The sequence below is a fragment of the Agrobacterium sp. 6Ca8 genome, from assembly GCF_055382765.1.
The window spans coordinates 21,663-39,248 of the sequence record NZ_AP026435.1 but is presented as its reverse complement, the minus strand read 5'-3'; the positions used below and the strand labels follow the sequence as shown (position 1 = coordinate 39,248).

Below are 17,586 nucleotides of genomic sequence, written 5' to 3'. Positions count from 1 at the left end.
CCGGCGCGAAATATTCGGGCAATTGTAGCGATACTTTGAAGAGCTTAGATTTATGGCGAAAGACGAGAGCTTACTGACATCAGAGACCGATCGAGCGCTCGACGATATCTCGGCCGACGAATACGGCTTCAATGAGATTGCCGTAAAGCTTGCACCGTCGCTGGTTGATGCAGCCAAAAGTGACGGGATGGTCATTGGTATCGAGGGTCCCTGGGGGTCGGGAAAGACAAGCCTCCTGAATTTCCTTAAGACGCAACTCGCAGCACAGAAGGTCGATCGGCTGCACGTCATCACGCTCGCGCCGTGGCTCACCGGTGACAATATCAGCCTGGTCGAGACGTTGACTGATGCGATAGCGGACATTCTCGACAAGGAAGAGGAAAAAGCCAATCCTCCCGGCTTCTGGTCCCGCAAGAAAAAGGAAGCTGCGAGCTACACGGATGTCTTTCGGAAATACGGTGCCCGCACGGGACGTGCGCTTGCGCCGGTCGCAAATCTTGCGGGCCTGATCTATCCAGCTGCTGCCATTGTCGGGACCGGGTTGGGGGTGGGAGCCGACTATCTGGACAAGCTGGGTCGAACACCAACCGATGCGGAGGTGAAGAAGCTCATATCCGACAAGCTTGCCTCGCTCGATGTCCGGTTTCTGGTCCTTATCGACGACCTTGATCGCTTGGAGCCGCAACAGGCGGTCGAGGTCATTCGCATGGTCCGGTCAGTGGCCGATTTCCCGAAAGTGGCCTATGTCATGTGTTACGACAGGTCCGTGCTTTCCCACGCATTGGAACGTGGCCTGCATGTGAAGGACGGCGACCTGTTCCTGCAAAAGGTGGTGCAGCTCACCTTTAGCATTCCGCTACCTGAGCCCTTCGATCTGCGGCTCTCGCTTCGAAGCAAGGCGCTTGCCGTCTATCGCGAAATCAATGGGAAAGATCCCGGCGTGGCCGAGCAAAACGAGATCGGTCACGCGATCGATCGGGAAGGCGCCAGCCTCAAAACCCCGCGAGAGGTCAAGCTTGTTCTCAACGCCATCAAATTCGCCTACCGGAGCATGGCCGACGATCTGTATTTTCCGGATCTCTGCCGCATCAGCTTGCTCAAGATTTTGAATCCACCGCTTTACCGCTGGCTGGAGAACTATCTCTCCATCCGGTCAGTGATTTTTTCCGGTGATGCGCACGTAAGCGAAGATGACCGGGTGGATATGGGAACATCGCTCAAGGCATTGCTTCCATCGGCGTCGACGAGTTCGACGCGATCAATCTGGTGCGTCGCGGAGTTTATTCCCGGGCTGCAAGACGATGACAACCCGCAGGAACGGGTGTTTCAGACAGAGCACAGCAGCCAGATCGCGAACTATCTCGCCGTCAAAAGACTTGGCAGCCCTGTCCACTATCGCTTCTACTTCGCACTGACAGGGCCAAGAACCGTGTTGCCCGATGACAAAATCAATGAGTTGAAATCACTGGCTGGTTCCGACATCCCGGAGCTTACGGCAAAGCTCATCGAATATATTCGCGCCCCGCGCCCTTTGGGCCAAAGCTGGCTAGAGCATATTATCGATCGCTTTTCACTTTCCGAACTTCGTACGCTGTCCGTTGCCCAACTTACCGGCCTGGCAACGGCTGTCACCGCCGTCATGGACATTGCGGTCAAAGAGAAAAGTCAGATCCGCTTCCGCTCGCGCACGCTCGCCGATAAAGCCGAAACCTTGGCGGGCGATGTTCTGGATATCCTCCGCGCGAAAGATCCTCAGGCAAGAAACGAACTTCTTCAAACGATTTTCGCACAAAGCCCATCCTTGAGTTGGCTCGTGGCCAGTCTCTTCAGACAGGAATTATTCGACCACGGTGTCGTCGGTGATCGGGCGAAGCGCGTCGAAGACCGTCATCTGACGGCGGATGAGCTCAACACATGCCGGCAGATCCTGCAGGAGCGACTGGCTGCGGCCGCCGCTGACACCTCACTTCAGGACCTTCCAGACCTCGCCGATATTCTTTACGGCTGGCGCGACATGGCGGGGATCGACGAGCCTCGAGCCTGGGTGGCTGATTTCATAGCTGACGACAGCAATCTTGTGACGCTTCTGCTCGAATTGCGGGGAATGACGGTTTCGGACCGAGTCTACCGGCCTCTTCGAAGCTCGACAATTGAACTTTTCATGGATCGGGAAGCGGTGCTGCAGAGGCTAGCGGAGCTCAGGCAGAGCGCCCCGCTCCCAGCATTGAAGGCGAAGCTCGACGAGATCGATGAGGCCATATCCATTGGTGCGACTGACCACTTTAATTGACAGTTCAACAAGACAAGGGGCGCGAGCCAATGTTCAAGAACCTAGAGAAGGAAATGCGGCGGCTTGCCGCCCGTCAGTCGATATCGGTTCCGTTGGAGGGCGATGCCGAAGGTTATTTCGACAAGGAATGCCCGGACAACAATTGCCTTTTCCAGTTCAAGATCTATGGGCAGGACTGGAAAGATATCGTTCGGGACGAGGAAGTGTTCTGTCCGTCGTGCCGGCACTGTGCGCCATCAAACAGCTGGTATACGACCGAGCAGTTGGCGGGTGCGCGCCAATATGCCCTGAATTCAGCCAAAGCTGGCATCAATCGCGCGATGCGCGCCGATGCGGCGGCCTCCAATCGGCACCAGGCACGGAATTCGTTTTTCAGTATCACGCTCAAAATGAAGGGCGGGCATGAGGTCGCGCTGTTGCCCGTGTCGGCAGCTGCCCCCATGCGGCTGAAGACCAAATGTGAGAAATGTCAGTGCCGCTATTCCTATGTTGGTGCGGCGTTCTTCTGCCCGAGCTGCGGCGAGAATTCAGCTAGCCATACGTTCGACCAGACATTGACGACGATCCGCGCTGCAGCACAGGTCGGCGATACGCTTCGGGGAGCACTCGATGCGGATCAGGCCGAAACGCTCGCCCGCAGCCTGCTCGAAAAGGGTATGCAGGACACGGTCATGTCGTTCCAGCGCCTGTGTGAGCAACTATATGAGAGACCGAGTTGGCAGAAGGCCCGCCGCAACGCCTTCCAAAATCTCGACGCTGGTTCCGAACTCTGGGGAAACGCGATCGGTGTACGATACGATCAGCTGCTCAGTGCCACCGAGATGAGCAGTGCGGTACGATATTTCCAGCAAAGACACTTGCTGGCCCATCAGCAGGGTATGGTGGATGCCGACTATGTTTCACGCAGTGGCGACAGCACCTACACACCGGGGCAGAGGCTCATCATAAAGCCGGCTGCCGTACTCGACTTTGTCGACATCATCGAGAAACTCGGACGAGAACTGATTGCCCGGACGTCGTGACGGCACACCCAGTCGGACGTTCGATTGGTCATCACCCGATCAGGTCGTATTGAAGTCGTTATATGGCGAGCCGCAAACGACCGACACATAGACCTCGAGGAGGCATTGCCGGGTTGGATCGGGCTCGGCGACGAACCGAAACTCCATCTGTCGAATGCGCTCAAGCGCATCGGAGAACGCCGTCGCGAAACCTGGATCGAGAAGAAGGCCGGCGCGGGAGTTTTCTCCCGGCTTATAATCGGCCTTCACGCGACCGGTGGCGTGGCGGGCAAGCTTGAAGGCAAACGGAGCGCTATTGTGGCCGCTGGACCGGCGGGTATGCTGGCCATAGCGCCTACGGACGTCGCGGGTACGACCAACATACAGGCTTTTTCCGCCCTCGGAGAACATGTAGATCCCGGAGCCGGCGAAATCGGCGGGCAGTATCCCGGTGACGACCGGCTCTTGCGCCATGAGCGCCTCGAACTTGGGATGTAGGTCTTCCGTGAAAGCGCGAAACCGTTCGTGCATACGATACCTTCTTTCCGGCTCTTCTAGCCGCCGTGCACCGTGCGGTCATAAAGAGGATGCTCACGCGACATCTGTGTCGTGAAGATGACACGAGGACGGGTGAGCTCCTTTCGGTCAGCAGGTGTCATATTGCCCTCGATCGCCCGCTGCAGATCGGCGGGAATCCCCTCGGCTGCCGAGATGCGCCGGTGAAAATCGGCTGGGAGTGGAAATTTTCCGCCCGCGGTCTCAAGCCTTCGCGCCAGACGCGCGGCCACGGCATCGGGATGAAAGCCCGGCGTGACCGACAGCGGCCGCGCCGGACCGCCGGCGATCTGAAACCCAATGGATCCCGCAGGCCCCGTCGGCGCCGGGCTCGGCATGAGCCGCCAGCACAGGATGTCGGAAAGTGGCATGAATGAGCCGCGCCAGGCCTCGACTTTCTTGCGGTTGACACCACAACCACCCGCGACAACGGGCGCCACCTGGTGTGCGAACACGAGATTGACGCCTTCCACCGCAGGCAATGTCGCGGTCTTCGGCGAAAGCGCCGAAGCCGGATGATAGAAGATGTAGAGCGGCAGGCTCGACATGCCGCCGGGTGAACTGGCTGCATGGCTCACCAACGTGCTGGCCTGCTTGCCCTTTTCGTGATCGAGATGCTGATAGAACCAGTATTCACGTTTGGTCTTCGAGAACTGAGCGCGCTTGGCCTGCAAAACGATCCGCAGATACAGGCCGCCGTTGATGTCGCGCGGCGCCGCAAATACCCATTCCATATCGCCGCCAGTTGTCGGCTCGTCTGGAAAATCGACAGTTATGCCGAAGGGTCGCAGGCCGACGAGGCTGAACATCAGCATGTCGGTGACGCTTTCCTCGCGAAAATTGCGCTTCAGCCCGCGATCACGCTCCAGAATCTCAGCGACCTTAGGGGGAAAGTTATGGGCGAGATTGCAAAGCATTGAGTGACCCGAAAATAGATCTTGAGACTATGACTGATGGAATAGCATGCGCTAACGTCAGATCGGAAGAATGATCCGAATAGCCGCGCATGATTGCGAGCTTTCTCTCTATTTCAGCAACAAAAGCAGCTCTGATCAAATGACGCAGGCTGCCTCTTCGAACGCGAACGAAGTCATATCAAATCACGGCCCACGCCCGAAACCGCCCCCTCCCGGTCATCTCCCTAAGTCCCAGCTCCGCCACGATCCGCCGCGCCGCCTGCGGCGTCACCTCGAGCGTCTTCGCCACCATCCCGGCCGACACCAATGGTTTTGCCATGACGAGCTCGACCAGTTCCGGCAGTTTTGAAGACGTCCGCCGTCCCTCCAGTTTTCGCTCGAACATCGTTTTCGCCAACGCCAGCCGGTCATGCTCTTTCATGCCGATCTCGGCGGCTGCCAAAAGACCGTGACCGATGGCGAGCAGCCGGGTTTCCCGGTCGCGATGCCGGCGCCGATCGACGGGGATGGTTTTGAGGCCAAGGTTGATCGCTGCGAGGTGGCCCCCCGTGGTGATGCCGGCTTGCCGCAGGATCGACGCGGCAAACAGTCGGCCGAGCCAGGGCGCGTGCTGCAGCACCGACAGTTCGTTCCAGGCATCGAGTGCCACGATCGCTTGCAGCAACGCCGGCAGGTCTGCAGCTTGGCGCAATACGCCGCGCCATTCGTCGAGCCGAGCATCTTCGTCCCAGTCGAGATCATAGATCATCGGATCTTTTTCTTGAACGCTGCCACGGCCGGGCCGCTTGGCACTCTCGATCGCAGCCTCCGATCGGGCGAGCACCGCATCGATGGCGGCATAGTCGACGCCGGGCAGATTCTCCGTGTCGTCAGCCGCGTCCCCCTCCCCTTCCGGATCGAGGGCAGCCGCGCGTCGAATGACCCCGGCCGTCTCCACCTCGCCCGCACCCGCCGACGTGATGTCCGATGTTTGTCGCAAGGTTCGGATACCCTCTGCCGACAACGCCCAATCCGACGACTGGCCAGAAATCCGCCGGCGGGTGCGCAACACGTCGCGGGCGATGGTGAGTTCGTGGGTCGGTGTGCGGGTATCGCGAAAAGCGTCGTGGAGGACGAGGTCCTCGAGATGGACGAGTTCGCCATCGATCCAAAGCGAGGCACAGGCGTCGGCGAAATTTTGCCGCTCGAGAAAGCCGGCGCCGACCGGCGAGCGAGCGATGCGTTCGTCGAGACGGGTGAGTGCGACACCGGCGTCGAAAGCCGGTCGCATCAGGGCGATCATGCTGATTTCGGAAAAATCGTAAGCCATTGAAATCATGGTAAATGATTTACTAGAGGAACTCTAGTTAGATATTAGAGTTCCTCACATGGTACGGTTTTGGGTGCGATTGTCTACCATCGATAAGTATCTCTTATCGATGATAGTTGATTTCGCGGCGCAAATCGAGGAAAATCGGGGCAAATCACGGTGCCAGCGGCCGCCGAAACCCGCGATTCTGGAGCCTATCGTGCCTAAAACGAAGACATCACACACGTCCGTCGAGTGGCGCGCCGAAGAGCTCGATACCATCGCGTCCGTTTTGCCGCTCGAACGCCGCGACGAGCTTGCCGAGCTGTTGACCGATGATGACATCGAGACGCTGCGGCATCTCGTTAATCAGGGCATGGGCGACAATACGCTAAGGGCCCTGACGTCTGATCTTGCCTACCTGGAGGCCTGGGGTCTCGCTGCCACCGGACAGTCCCTGCCCTGGCCGGCGCCCGAGGCGTTGCTGCTCAAATTCGTAGCCCATCATCTGTGGGATCCGGAAAAGCGCGCAAGTGACCCCAACCACGGCATGCCCGATGATGTCGACAAAAATCTAAGGTGTCAGGGTTTCCTGAAGTCCGTTGGCCCGCACGCGCCTGACACGGTGCGGCGCCGGCTGGCCAGCTGGTCGACATTGAGTAAGTGGCGCGGCCTTTCGGGTGCCTTCGCCTCCCCTGCTCTTAAGTCAGCCATTCGTCTGGCCGTGCGCGCCGTTCCGCGAACCCGTGCGCGCAAGAGCGCAAAGGCCGTCACTGGCGACGTTCTGGCAAAGCTGCTGGCGACGTGCGAGTCAGACAGCCTGCGCGATCTACGCGACAAGGCAATCCTGATGGTCGCCTTTGCTTCCGGCGGCCGTCGACGCAGCGAAATCGCCAGGCTACGCGTCGAGCAGCTGACAGTCGAGCCACCGATCGAGGTGAACGACGGTCCTCCCCTCCCCTCACTTGCCATCCATCTTGGTCGAACCAAAACGACGACCGGCGAGCAGGACGATGTCGTCTATCTCACAGGCCGACCTGTCGAGGCGCTGAACGCCTGGCTGGCGGCCGCAAAGATCGAAAAGGGCAGCGTGTTTCGGGGAATTGGGCGATGGGGCACCGTCTCGCGGCGTGCGCTCGATCCGCAGTCGGTCAATGCGATCCTCAAGCAGCGGGCACAGATGGCAGGGTTGGACAGTGGGGAATTTTCAGCGCACGGGCTACGATCGGGATATTTAACGGAGGCCGCAAATCGCGGAATTCCCCTTCTCGAGGCGATGGAGCAGTCCAGACATCGGTCGATGCAGCAGGCTTCCAGCTACTATAACAACGCTACAAGGCGAAGCGGGCGTGCGGCACGCATTCTGTAATGGCGCTCATGCGTAGCATCAGACGCCCCGGCTTGTGGGAACTGGTTGCACAGTCAATCGGTCTCCCTGACGACCTAGGCGAGGTCGGAAATCCCGCTTCTCTGACGTTCTCCACAGGCTGGCATGGCCTCCTCTGCCTAAGCCGATGATCGATACGTGCAGAAGCAAGGCAGGCTTCACCAGAGACGATCAAAGAGAGTGCGTCCAGTTGGCGCCTCAGACGATTACCCGCAATGGAAACCGAGCGTGGTTGTTGTTTCTGCAGAAGAGTGGCTGAAGAAAATTACTCGCAGGGGATCGTTTGCGGAATTTCTGTCGGCATCGCCGCTATGCGGCGCCGAATTGGATAGTGAGAGACAACACGACGAGCCCCGTTACCTGTCCTTGTGAGACTTCTACTCGATACGAATGTTCTGTCGGAAGTTACAAAGCCTCGCCCTGATGAAGGGTGTCTGAAGTGCCTTGACGGGCTGGACGTGGATCGAACCTTAATCAGCATCGTCTCTATTGCTGAAATTCGCCGCGGTGTCGCGCTGATGGATAGCGGTGGCGCCTTGGACGAACGGCTCACGCATAATCTGCCTCCACGCTTAAGAAAACAGGATTATTCCGGTGGCAGGTCATGCCGCCGTCGCCTGGGCCTATCTGATGGCGCTTGCCAAGCGAAATGGTCGCCGGCTCGGCTCGATGGTTGCTACAGCCGTCACTCACCCATTGACCCTTGCGACGCGCAACATCAAGGATTTAGAAGGCTTCGGAATAAAAATCAGTGATCAGTGGGTGGACTGATCTGGCCGTTGCTTTTTGATTGAAAGGGCTGGACTGAATGCTCTCCTACAAAATTCTCAGGAATCACGCCGTAATCTTCTTATTGCTCACTGCACGCCCTTTATCTGGCTGCATGAAGTCATCCATCACGTGATTGAGGACTCGCCGATTGTGAAAGACAAGGACGCCTCGTTCCTTGGGTTGGGCCACGATGTGCGCCGAACATATGAGCGGCAGCGTCAAATTATTCAGCCGCCTAAACATTTCGAAGAAATCGGCGTCCGATATGACGTTCGGATCCTCTGGCCTGTCCTTTGGGTGCAGCATAGGCTGTTGAGGCGATTTCTCGCGTTTCTCGACGATAGAGCTAAGCTATCACTTATGCGTTGGAGGCCGTCACCGATGATGCATTGCGCGAGGATTTGGTAGGCAGGCAGGTATATCGTCGGTCTCTGACAGCACCTTAGTCCAGCACAGCCTGCAGTATTTGAGATGAACGACCCAAGGGGATATTTTCTTCGTGGACGAAAGCGCAACGGAAGGCCGGCTTTGCGCTGCTCATTTCGAGTTTCGATCAGATCTGGGACCGCTTCTACCCAATTCCATCTAAGAACAGCGAAAAGAACCTGCTATCTTCAGGAAAATTCGCCGCCTGGAAAAAATCAGGAGCGGGATCCTACAAACGGTCTCTACCCTCGTGACCGCCCTCCTCTGCCGACAGGCAGAAATCTCTCTGCTGTCCCTCCAGATAAGCAGGCTTTCTGAAGTTCTCCCCATTCCAATTTTAGTAGGTATTTCCGCTGCAGATGCACCGCTACCAAGGGGAATATTTCGAGAGTACGTGACGGGCGCAGCGAGGATTCGATCGTTCTGGTGGTTCTGGTAGTCAAATTCCTCACTTGCCATGTGCTTGGGATATTCTGATGAGCTGCCTTGGCTGGCCGATAAGTCTTTCAAACGACACAGATCGTCGAAGGGCGGCGTCCATTTTCAGCCGATCGGCAATCCGATCGATACCTTCGCTAAACAAGTCTGTTTTTTGACCGTTCTTTTGCGCCGTCGTGTAGTTGGCGCCAAAGCTGATTATTGAGCGCACGCAAGTCGCTTTCATGGCGGCAAAGGCTGCATCAACCTGACAAAAATGCAGCCTTTTCAAGAGAAGCGCCAGGAGCCAATCAACGCGGTGTAGACGGCTCCGGAAAAGGCTAGACTTCGTTGGACGTTTTCCTCGGCTAGACCCCGGTGCCCGGCCTTTGACAATTTTGCCCGGGTCAAAACTGGTTTAATACCATGCTAGGCTCGCTCCCTGGGGCCGGGACGGGCGACAAAGGCTTTCATGCGCCCTGGACCGCAAAGCCGGCTCGAAGCCGCAGCCAGCAGGACTCACCCGACGAGAGGCGACTTTTTGTCCGCTGATATCTGTGAACGGGCAGAATTGATCCGTACGGTAAAAGCAGCGAAGGCGTGAGCGCATCATCGATGGTTTTGCGACAGTTGACGTCCCAGGCCCAATCGGAAAACCTTGTCAGCTGACAAGGTTTTGAAGACGCGGCTCTAACTTACGGATCAGCTCATCTCTTGAGGAAGCCCAGATACCAGATCATCAGTTGTCGCGACCGCTAACGTTCGCCAAGCTACCAGCGTCAGCGGTTTACGACGCTCGCTATCGAAAACCTTGTCAGCTGACAAGGTTTGCAGTCCTGCTTCAACTTCAAAGGTCAACAGTCATACCGACGCCGGGGCAGGGGGCAGGGGGCAGGTTCATCTCATGCAAAACCGTCACCGCAACCCCGACGACCTACACCAAGCGACAATATCCACTTGAGCAGGGTAGGGACGTGGAAAACCGGCATTCCTAATGCATTTACATCCGAGCCCGTAAGCTGCTGCAACAGACGGATTGGACTATGCTGTAACAGAATGTGCACTTCAGTGTGAGGATAACTTCTGCTGCTCGATCCCTCGACCCAAGGCCACCAACAGCGCGCGTGGGGGCGGAAACTATGAAATCTGACCGCCGAGGCAAACTCGACATGAGTACGGCGAGGGGGCGAACAGGCTGCGACAACCATATTCTTCAGGCCACAAACCTGGTTCCGTTGTTCGTTTAGTTTCAAACCCAATGGCCGCTTAGTTCGATTGCCCAAACCCTGAACCAAAACAAATACTGGTGATCTGTCGTGGCAATCGTACGGCGAGCCACAGGGCCCTGTGGCTCGCTACAGAAACTTTCGTGCCGCACAGCCCCCTTAACGGCGCCCCTGAGCGGGGCAGGGGGAGCCCGACAAAGGCTTCTTTAAAACTGTTCGGCTACCCGCTGAAGAATTTTCCGGGACTTCATATTGAGCGTTGTCAGATGAACCAGCGGATCGATGTCGCCAACTAATGGAACCTCTACCGATATCGTGGCATGGCCAGCAACTTTGTTTAGCAATTGGCTCAACCCCAATATGCCATCACCTGGCGCCAACCGTCCTGCCCGGGCCTCGGTCATCATGTTTTCTGGACGCTTGGGTGCCGGCCCCACTACGTCACAGAGCTGCACATGCCGTACGATATCAGTTTTGATCTCGTCAACGTTTCCGCCATTTCGAAAAAAGTGAATGGCGTCGACCAAGACACCTGCATTGTCTTGGCCGGACGCCATGACCAGCGCAGCAGCCTTGCTATAGGTGGTGATAGTGCGCCAACCCATATTCTCAACGTCGACAGCCAGCCCATATCGTGCAGCAAGCTGGCAGAACTCCGTCAAATTGCCGATTAGCCGTTGCAAGTCGCCATCGTCGCCGCATGCAGACAGGCGCTTGGCTCCAATATCGGCGGCGGCGGCAACGATGTGTTCGACGAGGGCAGCGTTAAAATCAGGGCCGATAATGAAAAACTCGATATCAAAAACGTTGATGCCTTCGCTGTCGAGTAAAGTTCGAAACTCCATTGCATCCCTGCTGCCCTGCGGCAGCTCGTAATAGGGTGCCCCAGGGAAAGCGGGATGCAGCCGAAGTCCTACGGAATTGAAACCTGCGACGGCAGCGTGCCTGACGAACTGCTGGGGCGGCAGCTGGATCGCAGAGAAATGGGCGATGCCGACGGGCGGCTCTTTCACCGCATCGGTCATCGCACAATTCCGGTACGAGCCAAATGATCAAGCAGGTTAGCGCCGGTGCGATGGATGTGCTGACGAAGCTTGTCAGTCGCGTAGTCGCTGTCTCTCGCCACAGCGCCCTGAGCGATTTCACTATGCTCCTGGCTGACATTTCGATCGCCTGAGGTCTGGGTCAGGAATTTTCTGCGATATCGATCATTTAGATTGAGTAGAGTCCTGCAGAACTGCAGGAGAAGCGGCTTTCCGCAGCCCGAAATAAGGGTTAGATGGAAGTCGCGATGCGCCATCTCCCAATATTCGAGAGTTTCCGGCTTGTTCGCATCGCGGTCGGCACGGTTGAGCTTGTGAAGCGCGCGCATGACATTGCTTTCCCACTCCGCGTCACCGAGCCTAATCGACTCTTTCAACGCGAAAACCTCCAACTCCTCGCGAAGACTCGTGATCTCTTCCAGATTTGCCAGTGATACTGGCGCGACCCGGTAGCCGCGATTGTCTTCAAACTCTACCAGCCCGTCGGAAATCAAGCGCGCAAGCCCTTCGCGCAAGGGGCTGAGGCTCACATTGAATGACTGTCGCGCCTTGTCGAGATTGATCTTGCTGCCAGCCTCCAGCCCTCCCGAAATAATTGCTTCGCGCAGCCGGAATGCCAGTTGGCTTCCAATCGTATTCTTGCCGTCATCGGCAAAGTCACCATTTCCAGCTTGCTCGCTGGGTGCGTCGGGTGAGGCACTCTGTCGCTTCATAAAACCTCCCACGCGAATGTCGCGCTTGGTTGATGGGCGATATTATAAACGATTATTATTGTCAACGAATTTGGAGTTGTCCATGATAGTTTGACAGGACAATTCAGCATTTCGAGAGAAAATAGCTTCTATATCGGCTATTTATCTCGCAGTCTTGAAATTTCACAAAATCCTGACGCTGGAGGCGTTGATGAGCGCTTGACAGATAATCGATTATTTACGTATCACTCGAGCGTTGGGAGGTAACGATGGTGATCAAATCTGAAAGGAACTTAACGCCCGCCGTGATTGCGGCCATGGGCCAGACCTCTGATCCAAGGATGCGGGACATCCTGATGGCTCTGGTGAAACATCTCCATGCTTTCGTTCGCGAAGTGCGGCTGACCGAGGTGGAATTCCGGGAAGCGACTGCTATTCTCAACGAGATCGGCCAAATGCAAACCGACAGTCATAATGAATTTGTCCTCATGTCCGGCTCACTTGGCGTTTCGTCCCTTGTCTGCCTGCTCAATAACGGTGACAAGGGGCAAACAGAGACTTCACAGTCGCTTCTTGGACCATTTTGGCGCCTGAATTCTCCAAGAGTTGAAAACGGCGGCACGATCATCCGGTCCTACACGCCTGGTACCCCGCTTTTCGTCCATGCTCGTGTAATCGATCGCGAAGGCAATCCGATATCAGGTGCCGAAGTCGACGTCTGGCACGCATCCCCTGTCGGTCTTTATGAGAACCAGGATCCGGATCAGGCGGAGATGAACTTGCGCGGCAAATTCACGACGGACGGGGAGGGACGTTTCTGGTTCCAGACAGTCAAGATGGTTGGTTATCCCATCCCTGTCGATGGAGTCGTCGGACGCATGCTCAAGGCTCAGGGCCGTCATCCTTATCGACCAGCACATTTGCACGCGCTGATCTTCAAGCGAGGCTACAAGACGCTGATTTCGCAGGTTTTCGATCCGAGCGATCCGAATATCGAATCCGACGTTCAGTTTGGCGTGACTGCGGCACTCACCGGCGATTTCATTCGCCACGACGAACCGCATCCAATCAACCGAGACATTCAGGCGCCGTGGTTCTCGCTCGACTACACTTATGTCATGGAAGCAGGCGAGGCTCTTTTGCCGCGCCCGCCAATCAAATAACGTTATTTGGAGCCGGATAATGATTACCGAGGAACAACGCCTGTCAGCAGCCAGGGCCATCCTGGAGGCCGAAACCACGCGCACTCCCATTGTCCAACCCAGCAAAACTTATCCCGAGCTCGAAATTGAGGATGCGTATCGCATTCAGGCGCTTTGGGCCGAGTTGCGTGTGTCGCGCGGCGCGCGGATTGTCGGTCACAAAATAGGTCTGACGTCTCGCGCCATGCAAATGGCATCCAAGATGACCGAGCCGGATTATGGGGTGATCCTGGATGATGCGCTCTACAATGATGGCGCGCAGATTAATGCGGATTTGTTCATCAAGCCGCGCCTGGAAGTCGAGTTGGCGTTCGTAATGGGTGAAGACCTGGAAGGTGCGGGCACCCGTATCTATGACGTCATGCGCGCGACGGAGTTCATTCTGCCTGCGCTCGAGATCATCGATTACAGAACCGAAGTTCCGCGTGCGATTACCGACACAATCGCCGACAATGCAGCCTTCGGAGCAATCGTCGTGGGTGGGCGGGTGATCCGCCCGTTTGATATCGACATACGCTGGGTCGGAGCAACTCTGTCGAAAAACGGCATTATCGAAGAGTCCGGGGTTTCAGCCGCGATCATGGGTCATCCGGCCGCCGGCGTTGCATGGCTGGTCAACAAACTTCATGCCGTCGGCGGCGGCTTGAAAAAAGGTCAGATCGTCCTTGCGGGCTCATTTACGAGACCGGTCGACATCATGAAGGGCGATGTCATTCAGGCTGATTATGGGCCAGTTGGCTCAATCGGCGTCTCTTTCACGTGAGGTTGAGATGGATCTTCCAGTCAATAAATTTAAAGCAAAACTGCAGGCCGGGCAAAGCCAGATAGGACTTTGGTGCGGGCTTCCAGGGAGCTACGCTGCCGAAATCGTGGCGCCAGCCGGGTTCGATTGGCTGTTGTTTGATACCGAACATTCCCCCAGCGACGTGCTGACCGTGCTGCCACAATTGCAGGCGATCGCCGCTTACGATGTCGCCCCGGTGGTGCGCCCAGCTGTCAACGATCCAGTGCTGATCAAGCGATTCCTGGATATTGGTGTACAATCTCTTCTAATCCCCTTTGTTCAAAATGCAGACGAAGCGAAAGCCGCGGTGGAAGCAACCCGCTATCCACCGAAAGGAATTCGAGGCGTTTCGGCCCTTACGCGTGCCACACGTTTCGGCAGGGTAAAGAATTATGCCCAGCAGGCGGAGGGGGAGATTTGCGTTCTCGTTCAAGTCGAAACGCGGGAAGCTATTACTCATATCGAGGCCATGGCATCGGTCGAAGGGGTGGACGGGATATTTATCGGCCCGGCGGATCTCGCAGCCAGTTTCGGCTATCCGGGACAACCAGGCCACCCGGAAGTGGTCGAGGCGATTGAAAATACGATCGCATTACTCAAACGGCTCGGAAAGCCGGCAGGAATACTCACGCCTGACGAGAAATTCGCGGCACGTTGCATGGAATTGGGAACGCTGTTCACTGCCGTCGGTGTCGATGTCGCATTGCTGGCGCGCGGATCAGAAGCACTGGCGGCCAGGTTCTCGAAACAGTTGTAGACATGCGAGCTTCCGGGCACGTCGGCACCGAACTTGCGCCTATGGGCGTGAACCGATTGGCATGTGAGAGCGATGCGGCCATCCGATCCAAACGCGTGCCAAATCGCATTCGAGGCCGAGACCGGTCCGACCGTATCGGTGTCAACAGTCTTTCCATCCGGCCTGATAGCCAGCATGCACCTGCGCGCGGCGGCGTGTCGCTCCTGATTAAGGAGCCCTGTATCACGTTAGCAGCCGGCACAAAGGAGGCGAGGCTGCGTCAAAAAGACCATGCCTGTCGATCTTGTAATTGAGTTGTTAAAGGAGCATTTCGGGTGTGTCCTATGCAAAAGCATAGACAATTCCAAGCAACAGACTGGAAGTACTCGAAATGGCTGACCTGGAATGGGTGGACTTTTTCCCAATAGTTTTCTTGCCGTTCAAAATTATCGTACTGGGCATTGGCATGTACTACGCCATCAAGTGGCATCACGATCAGGCCAAGAAAGATAACGAGGCCAAAGGAAACTGAGCGCCGACAGGTGTCAACTTGCTTCAATCCACATTGGTTTGGAAGCAGAATGGACCTTCTTCAAACCCGCCTCGACGAAACGTAGGAGGCGATTTGCGTAGCAGGAGATCGAGCATAGACCTCGCCTCACGCACCTGGCCCAACAGATTATCCGCAAGCCCTTATCCATGCATTTATTTGACCAGCCCCGCCCGTAACAAGGTGGGGCCGAACTAATTTCTCTCGACCGGGCATCTCTGACGGTAAAGTCGAGGCACAGTTTGAGAAACGTAGCGGGTAAGCGCGGCTTAAAGCAGTGGCACGCGAGTCGTGGAGCTTACTTGCTCAGCGTTTGCGCGATAAGATCGAGACGCCATCTTCGCACTTATTGAATCGCATAATCCGTCAGCTTCCATCATGGCCGACGAACGGATCGTTTTTGCAGCTCTTCGCTTGAGCGCCCGTTAACAAAATATGTTTAGGGCAAGTGGTTAGCTGTTGATCGCTGCCTCTTGAATGGAGAGCTGCAGATTGTGGTGCTGAGCGATAGACGGGCTTGCAATAGCTCATTTATGGCAATAATTATGAGTTATAGAGAGAGATTCTATAACTCATGGAATGGAACTGGCAAAACACTGATTGGCCAAACTTCAGGTGCGACACCGCAAGCCTGGTACCGCTGGAGCAGAAATTCCTGCAGTCAGCCGGAGAGGTTATCGGTGCTGTCCGGCATTTCAACGAGGACGACAGCAACCAACTTCGCATTGAGTTGCTGAGCGACGAAGCGGTCAAGACCTCAGAGATTGAGGGGGAATTTCTGGACCGCGTGAGTGTCCAGTCGTCACTCCGCCGACAGTTCGGGCTAAACACTGATGATAGAAAGATCCGCCCCCAAGAGCGGGGGATCGCCGAGATGATGGCAGATGTCTATCGAAGTTGGCATGGGCCGCTGCGTCATGAGGGACTGTTCCACTGGCATTCAATGCTGATGGCGGGAAACCAATATATTGAAACGGTTGGGGCTTACCGCACGCATGAAGACGCCATGCAGATCGTGTCAGGTCGATTGGACAAGCCCACCATCCACTTCGAGGCTCCCCCGTCGCGCCGGGTTGCCGCTGAGATGGAGACCTTCATCACATGGTTCAATCAATCAGGGCCAGATGGCCAATGCTCGCTTCAAGCTTTGACGCGTGCCGGAGTAGGCCATCTTTACTTTGAAAGCATACATCCGTTTGAGGATGGCAACGGCCGAATTGGACGCGCGCTCGCCGAGAAATCCCTGGCGCAAAACATAGGGCAGCCAAGCCTCATTTCACTCGCCTTCACAATCGAGAAACACCGGAAGGACTATTACTCAGAGCTTGAGCGGCATCAGCGCACGCTCGATATCACCGACTGGGTCATTTTCTTTTCAGAAACTATCCTGGATGCTCAACGGGCGACGCTTGATCGCATAGACTTCTTCATTCAGAAAGCAAAGTTCTATGATCGTTTTCGGGGCCAGCTAAACGATCGGCAGGAAAAAGTAGTCGCGCGCATCTTCAAGGAAGGCACGGCAGGCTTCAAGGGGGGGCTAAGTGCCGAAAACTACATTTCGATCACAGACACCTCCCGCGCTACAGCAACACGCGACCTTCAGCAGCTCGTGGAGATTGGCGCACTGACGCGTACGGGTGAACGTAGGCATACCCGGTACTCGCTGTCATTGCAGAAATAAATTGCCGCTAGTCCAGTGAACTCCACCAACGTCATTATCTAGGTAACCTATTGTTCGATTCCGCTCACATCAGGTTTTTCGGAAGGACGTCGGCCGGTGATATCCTTCTCACCGGAGATGCGCGGGGCGATCATATTCTCAACGGCCTCGAACAGAGCGGTGCTGTCGCTACAGGTGCCGCCCACCACCTTCGCCTTCTAAAGGTCCAGCACCACGGCAGCGATAGAAACGTCGCAAAAAACTACTTCGAACGCCTCCCTGCTGACATCTATCTGCTCTCGGCGAACGGCAAACATGGGAATCGGGACCAGGAGGTCCTGGCGATGATCGTAGATGTCGCAAAGGCTCATCAACGCGAACCGCTCATAGTGGTCACGAACGAGGCGCCTTCGCTCGAATGGCTACACCAGAATCGCTCTCCTTCGCAATTCGGTTATGAATAGGTCGTTCGAAAGCCAGCCAACCACGCTGTCGTGATCGATCTGGTTGCAGGTAACGCAGCCTGAGGTGCCGTCTTAGAAATGGTCAGGGGCGACTGCCAGATATCGGTCATGGCTCATAATCGGGCTCAGATGCAGAGAATAACAAGCGTAATCTCCGCATCGCTACCGCACACTCAT

The 17,586-nt window shown here is 56.2% G+C and carries 16 protein-coding genes and 2 pseudogenes; 11 read left to right on the top strand and 7 right to left on the bottom strand.

The window, feature by feature from the left end; genetic code table 11:
* The first annotated feature begins 52 nt into the window (after nt 1-52).
* A complete protein-coding gene (locus ACZ5A6_RS23725) occupies nt 53-2,290 on the top strand; it encodes a KAP family P-loop NTPase fold protein (RefSeq protein WP_464111540.1) in 2,238 nt (745 codons plus the stop codon).
* A gap of 53 nt (nt 2,291-2,343) precedes the next feature.
* On the top strand, nt 2,344-3,312 hold the full coding sequence (locus tag ACZ5A6_RS23720; RefSeq protein WP_464111539.1) for a hypothetical protein: 969 nt from the start codon (nt 2,344-2,346) through the stop codon (nt 3,310-3,312).
* 39 nt (nt 3,313-3,351) lie between these two features.
* Here the strand turns inward: ACZ5A6_RS23720 and ACZ5A6_RS23715 are convergent, their stop codons facing one another.
* From ACZ5A6_RS23715 to ACZ5A6_RS23705, 3 genes are all read right to left on the bottom strand, one after another.
* The gene (locus tag ACZ5A6_RS23715; RefSeq protein WP_112402602.1) at nt 3,352-3,822 is read right to left on the bottom strand and encodes a GIY-YIG nuclease family protein; all 471 of its coding nucleotides are present in this window, start codon (nt 3,820-3,822) and stop codon (nt 3,352-3,354) included.
* A 23-nt stretch (nt 3,823-3,845) separates the two neighbouring features.
* The gene (locus tag ACZ5A6_RS23710) at nt 3,846-4,763 is read right to left on the bottom strand and encodes a DUF6615 family protein (RefSeq protein WP_112402601.1); all 918 of its coding nucleotides are present in this window, start codon (nt 4,761-4,763) and stop codon (nt 3,846-3,848) included.
* 178 nt (nt 4,764-4,941) lie between these two features.
* On the bottom strand, nt 4,942-6,081 hold the full coding sequence (locus ACZ5A6_RS23705) for an RHE_PE00001 family protein (RefSeq protein WP_112402600.1): 1,140 nt from the start codon (nt 6,079-6,081) through the stop codon (nt 4,942-4,944).
* A gap of 190 nt (nt 6,082-6,271) precedes the next feature.
* Here ACZ5A6_RS23705 and ACZ5A6_RS23700 point away from each other — a divergent pair, with 190 nt between their 5' ends.
* The 3 genes and pseudogenes from ACZ5A6_RS23700 to ACZ5A6_RS23690 all read left to right on the top strand — a co-directional run bounded on the left by ACZ5A6_RS23700 (nt 6,272) and on the right by ACZ5A6_RS23690 (nt 8,209).
* Nucleotides 6,272-7,420 (top strand): site-specific integrase, encoded by a 1,149-nt coding sequence (locus ACZ5A6_RS23700; protein WP_162714133.1) that lies wholly within the window; start codon nt 6,272-6,274, stop codon nt 7,418-7,420.
* A gap of 145 nt (nt 7,421-7,565) precedes the next feature.
* A pseudogene (locus tag ACZ5A6_RS23695) lies at nt 7,566-7,810 on the top strand (type II toxin-antitoxin system prevent-host-death family antitoxin).
* Nucleotides 7,807-8,209, top strand: a pseudogene (locus ACZ5A6_RS23690) (PIN domain-containing protein). Before ACZ5A6_RS23695 ends, ACZ5A6_RS23690 begins: the two co-directional pseudogenes overlap by 4 nt.
* Nucleotides 8,210-9,083: 874 nt before the next feature.
* Here the strand turns inward: ACZ5A6_RS23690 and ACZ5A6_RS23685 are convergent.
* The 4 genes from ACZ5A6_RS23685 to ACZ5A6_RS23670 all read right to left on the bottom strand — a co-directional run bounded on the left by ACZ5A6_RS23685 (nt 9,084) and on the right by ACZ5A6_RS23670 (nt 12,034).
* Complete coding sequence (locus ACZ5A6_RS23685) at nt 9,084-9,344, bottom strand: hypothetical protein (protein ID WP_464111538.1); 261 nt, start codon at nt 9,342-9,344, stop codon at nt 9,084-9,086.
* Between the two features lie 410 nt (nt 9,345-9,754).
* On the bottom strand, nt 9,755-9,910 hold the full coding sequence (locus ACZ5A6_RS23680; protein ID WP_464111537.1) for a hypothetical protein: 156 nt from the start codon (nt 9,908-9,910) through the stop codon (nt 9,755-9,757).
* A 574-nt stretch (nt 9,911-10,484) separates the two neighbouring features.
* Entirely contained in the window at nt 10,485-11,303 is an 819-nt protein-coding gene (locus tag ACZ5A6_RS23675) for a sugar phosphate isomerase/epimerase family protein (RefSeq protein ID WP_112403069.1), read from the bottom strand.
* Nucleotides 11,300-12,034, bottom strand: coding sequence for a GntR family transcriptional regulator (locus tag ACZ5A6_RS23670; protein WP_112403068.1), 735 nt, complete (start codon nt 12,032-12,034; stop codon nt 11,300-11,302). Before ACZ5A6_RS23670 ends, ACZ5A6_RS23675 begins: the two co-directional genes overlap by 4 nt.
* Nucleotides 12,035-12,282: 248 nt before the next feature.
* Here ACZ5A6_RS23670 and ACZ5A6_RS23665 point away from each other — a divergent pair, with 248 nt between their 5' ends.
* From ACZ5A6_RS23665 to ACZ5A6_RS23640, 6 genes are all read left to right on the top strand, one after another.
* Nucleotides 12,283-13,176 (top strand): intradiol ring-cleavage dioxygenase, encoded by an 894-nt coding sequence (locus ACZ5A6_RS23665; RefSeq protein ID WP_112403067.1) that lies wholly within the window; start codon nt 12,283-12,285, stop codon nt 13,174-13,176.
* A gap of 19 nt (nt 13,177-13,195) precedes the next feature.
* Entirely contained in the window at nt 13,196-13,978 is a 783-nt protein-coding gene (gene hpaH, locus ACZ5A6_RS23660) for a 2-oxo-hept-4-ene-1,7-dioate hydratase (RefSeq protein WP_065658968.1), read from the top strand.
* 7 nt (nt 13,979-13,985) lie between these two features.
* Nucleotides 13,986-14,756: a 4-hydroxy-2-oxoheptanedioate aldolase gene (gene hpaI, locus ACZ5A6_RS23655; RefSeq protein WP_065704155.1), complete on the top strand. Its 771-nt coding sequence runs from the start codon at nt 13,986-13,988 to the stop codon at nt 14,754-14,756.
* Nucleotides 14,757-15,126: 370 nt separating this feature from the next.
* Nucleotides 15,127-15,267 carry a hypothetical protein gene (locus tag ACZ5A6_RS23650; protein ID WP_003518781.1) on the top strand — a complete coding sequence of 47 codons (141 nt, stop codon included), beginning with the start codon at nt 15,127-15,129 and terminating at the stop codon, nt 15,265-15,267.
* A 592-nt stretch (nt 15,268-15,859) separates the two neighbouring features.
* Nucleotides 15,860-16,966, top strand: a complete 1,107-nt coding sequence (locus ACZ5A6_RS23645) for a Fic family protein (protein ID WP_112403066.1) — start codon at nt 15,860-15,862, stop codon at nt 16,964-16,966.
* Nucleotides 16,967-17,016: 50 nt separating this feature from the next.
* A complete protein-coding gene (locus ACZ5A6_RS23640) occupies nt 17,017-17,409 on the top strand; it encodes a hypothetical protein (RefSeq protein ID WP_162714261.1) in 393 nt (130 codons plus the stop codon).
* The last annotated feature ends 177 nt before the right edge of the window (nt 17,410-17,586 follow it).

What these genes read in the sequence shown, in the direction of transcription:
- ACZ5A6_RS23665 (WP_112403067.1), top strand. Translation starts at nt 12,283, where the DNA reads ATGGTGATCAAATCTGAAAGGAACTTAACGCCCGCCGTGATTGCGGCC.
- ACZ5A6_RS23705 (WP_112402600.1), bottom strand. Translation starts at nt 6,081, where the DNA reads ATGATTTCAATGGCTTACGATTTTTCCGAAATCAGCATGATCGCCCTG.
- ACZ5A6_RS23650 (WP_003518781.1), top strand. Translation starts at nt 15,127, where the DNA reads ATGGCTGACCTGGAATGGGTGGACTTTTTCCCAATAGTTTTCTTGCCG.
- hpaI (WP_065704155.1), top strand. Translation starts at nt 13,986, where the DNA reads ATGGATCTTCCAGTCAATAAATTTAAAGCAAAACTGCAGGCCGGGCAA.
- ACZ5A6_RS23725 (WP_464111540.1), top strand. Translation starts at nt 53, where the DNA reads ATGGCGAAAGACGAGAGCTTACTGACATCAGAGACCGATCGAGCGCTC.
- ACZ5A6_RS23710 (WP_112402601.1), bottom strand. Translation starts at nt 4,763, where the DNA reads ATGCTTTGCAATCTCGCCCATAACTTTCCCCCTAAGGTCGCTGAGATT.
- hpaH (WP_065658968.1), top strand. Translation starts at nt 13,196, where the DNA reads ATGATTACCGAGGAACAACGCCTGTCAGCAGCCAGGGCCATCCTGGAG.
- ACZ5A6_RS23720 (WP_464111539.1), top strand. Translation starts at nt 2,344, where the DNA reads ATGCGGCGGCTTGCCGCCCGTCAGTCGATATCGGTTCCGTTGGAGGGC.
- ACZ5A6_RS23675 (WP_112403069.1), bottom strand. Translation starts at nt 11,303, where the DNA reads ATGACCGATGCGGTGAAAGAGCCGCCCGTCGGCATCGCCCATTTCTCT.
- ACZ5A6_RS23715 (WP_112402602.1), bottom strand. Translation starts at nt 3,822, where the DNA reads ATGCACGAACGGTTTCGCGCTTTCACGGAAGACCTACATCCCAAGTTC.
- ACZ5A6_RS23670 (WP_112403068.1), bottom strand. Translation starts at nt 12,034, where the DNA reads ATGAAGCGACAGAGTGCCTCACCCGACGCACCCAGCGAGCAAGCTGGA.
- ACZ5A6_RS23645 (WP_112403066.1), top strand. Translation starts at nt 15,860, where the DNA reads ATGGAATGGAACTGGCAAAACACTGATTGGCCAAACTTCAGGTGCGAC.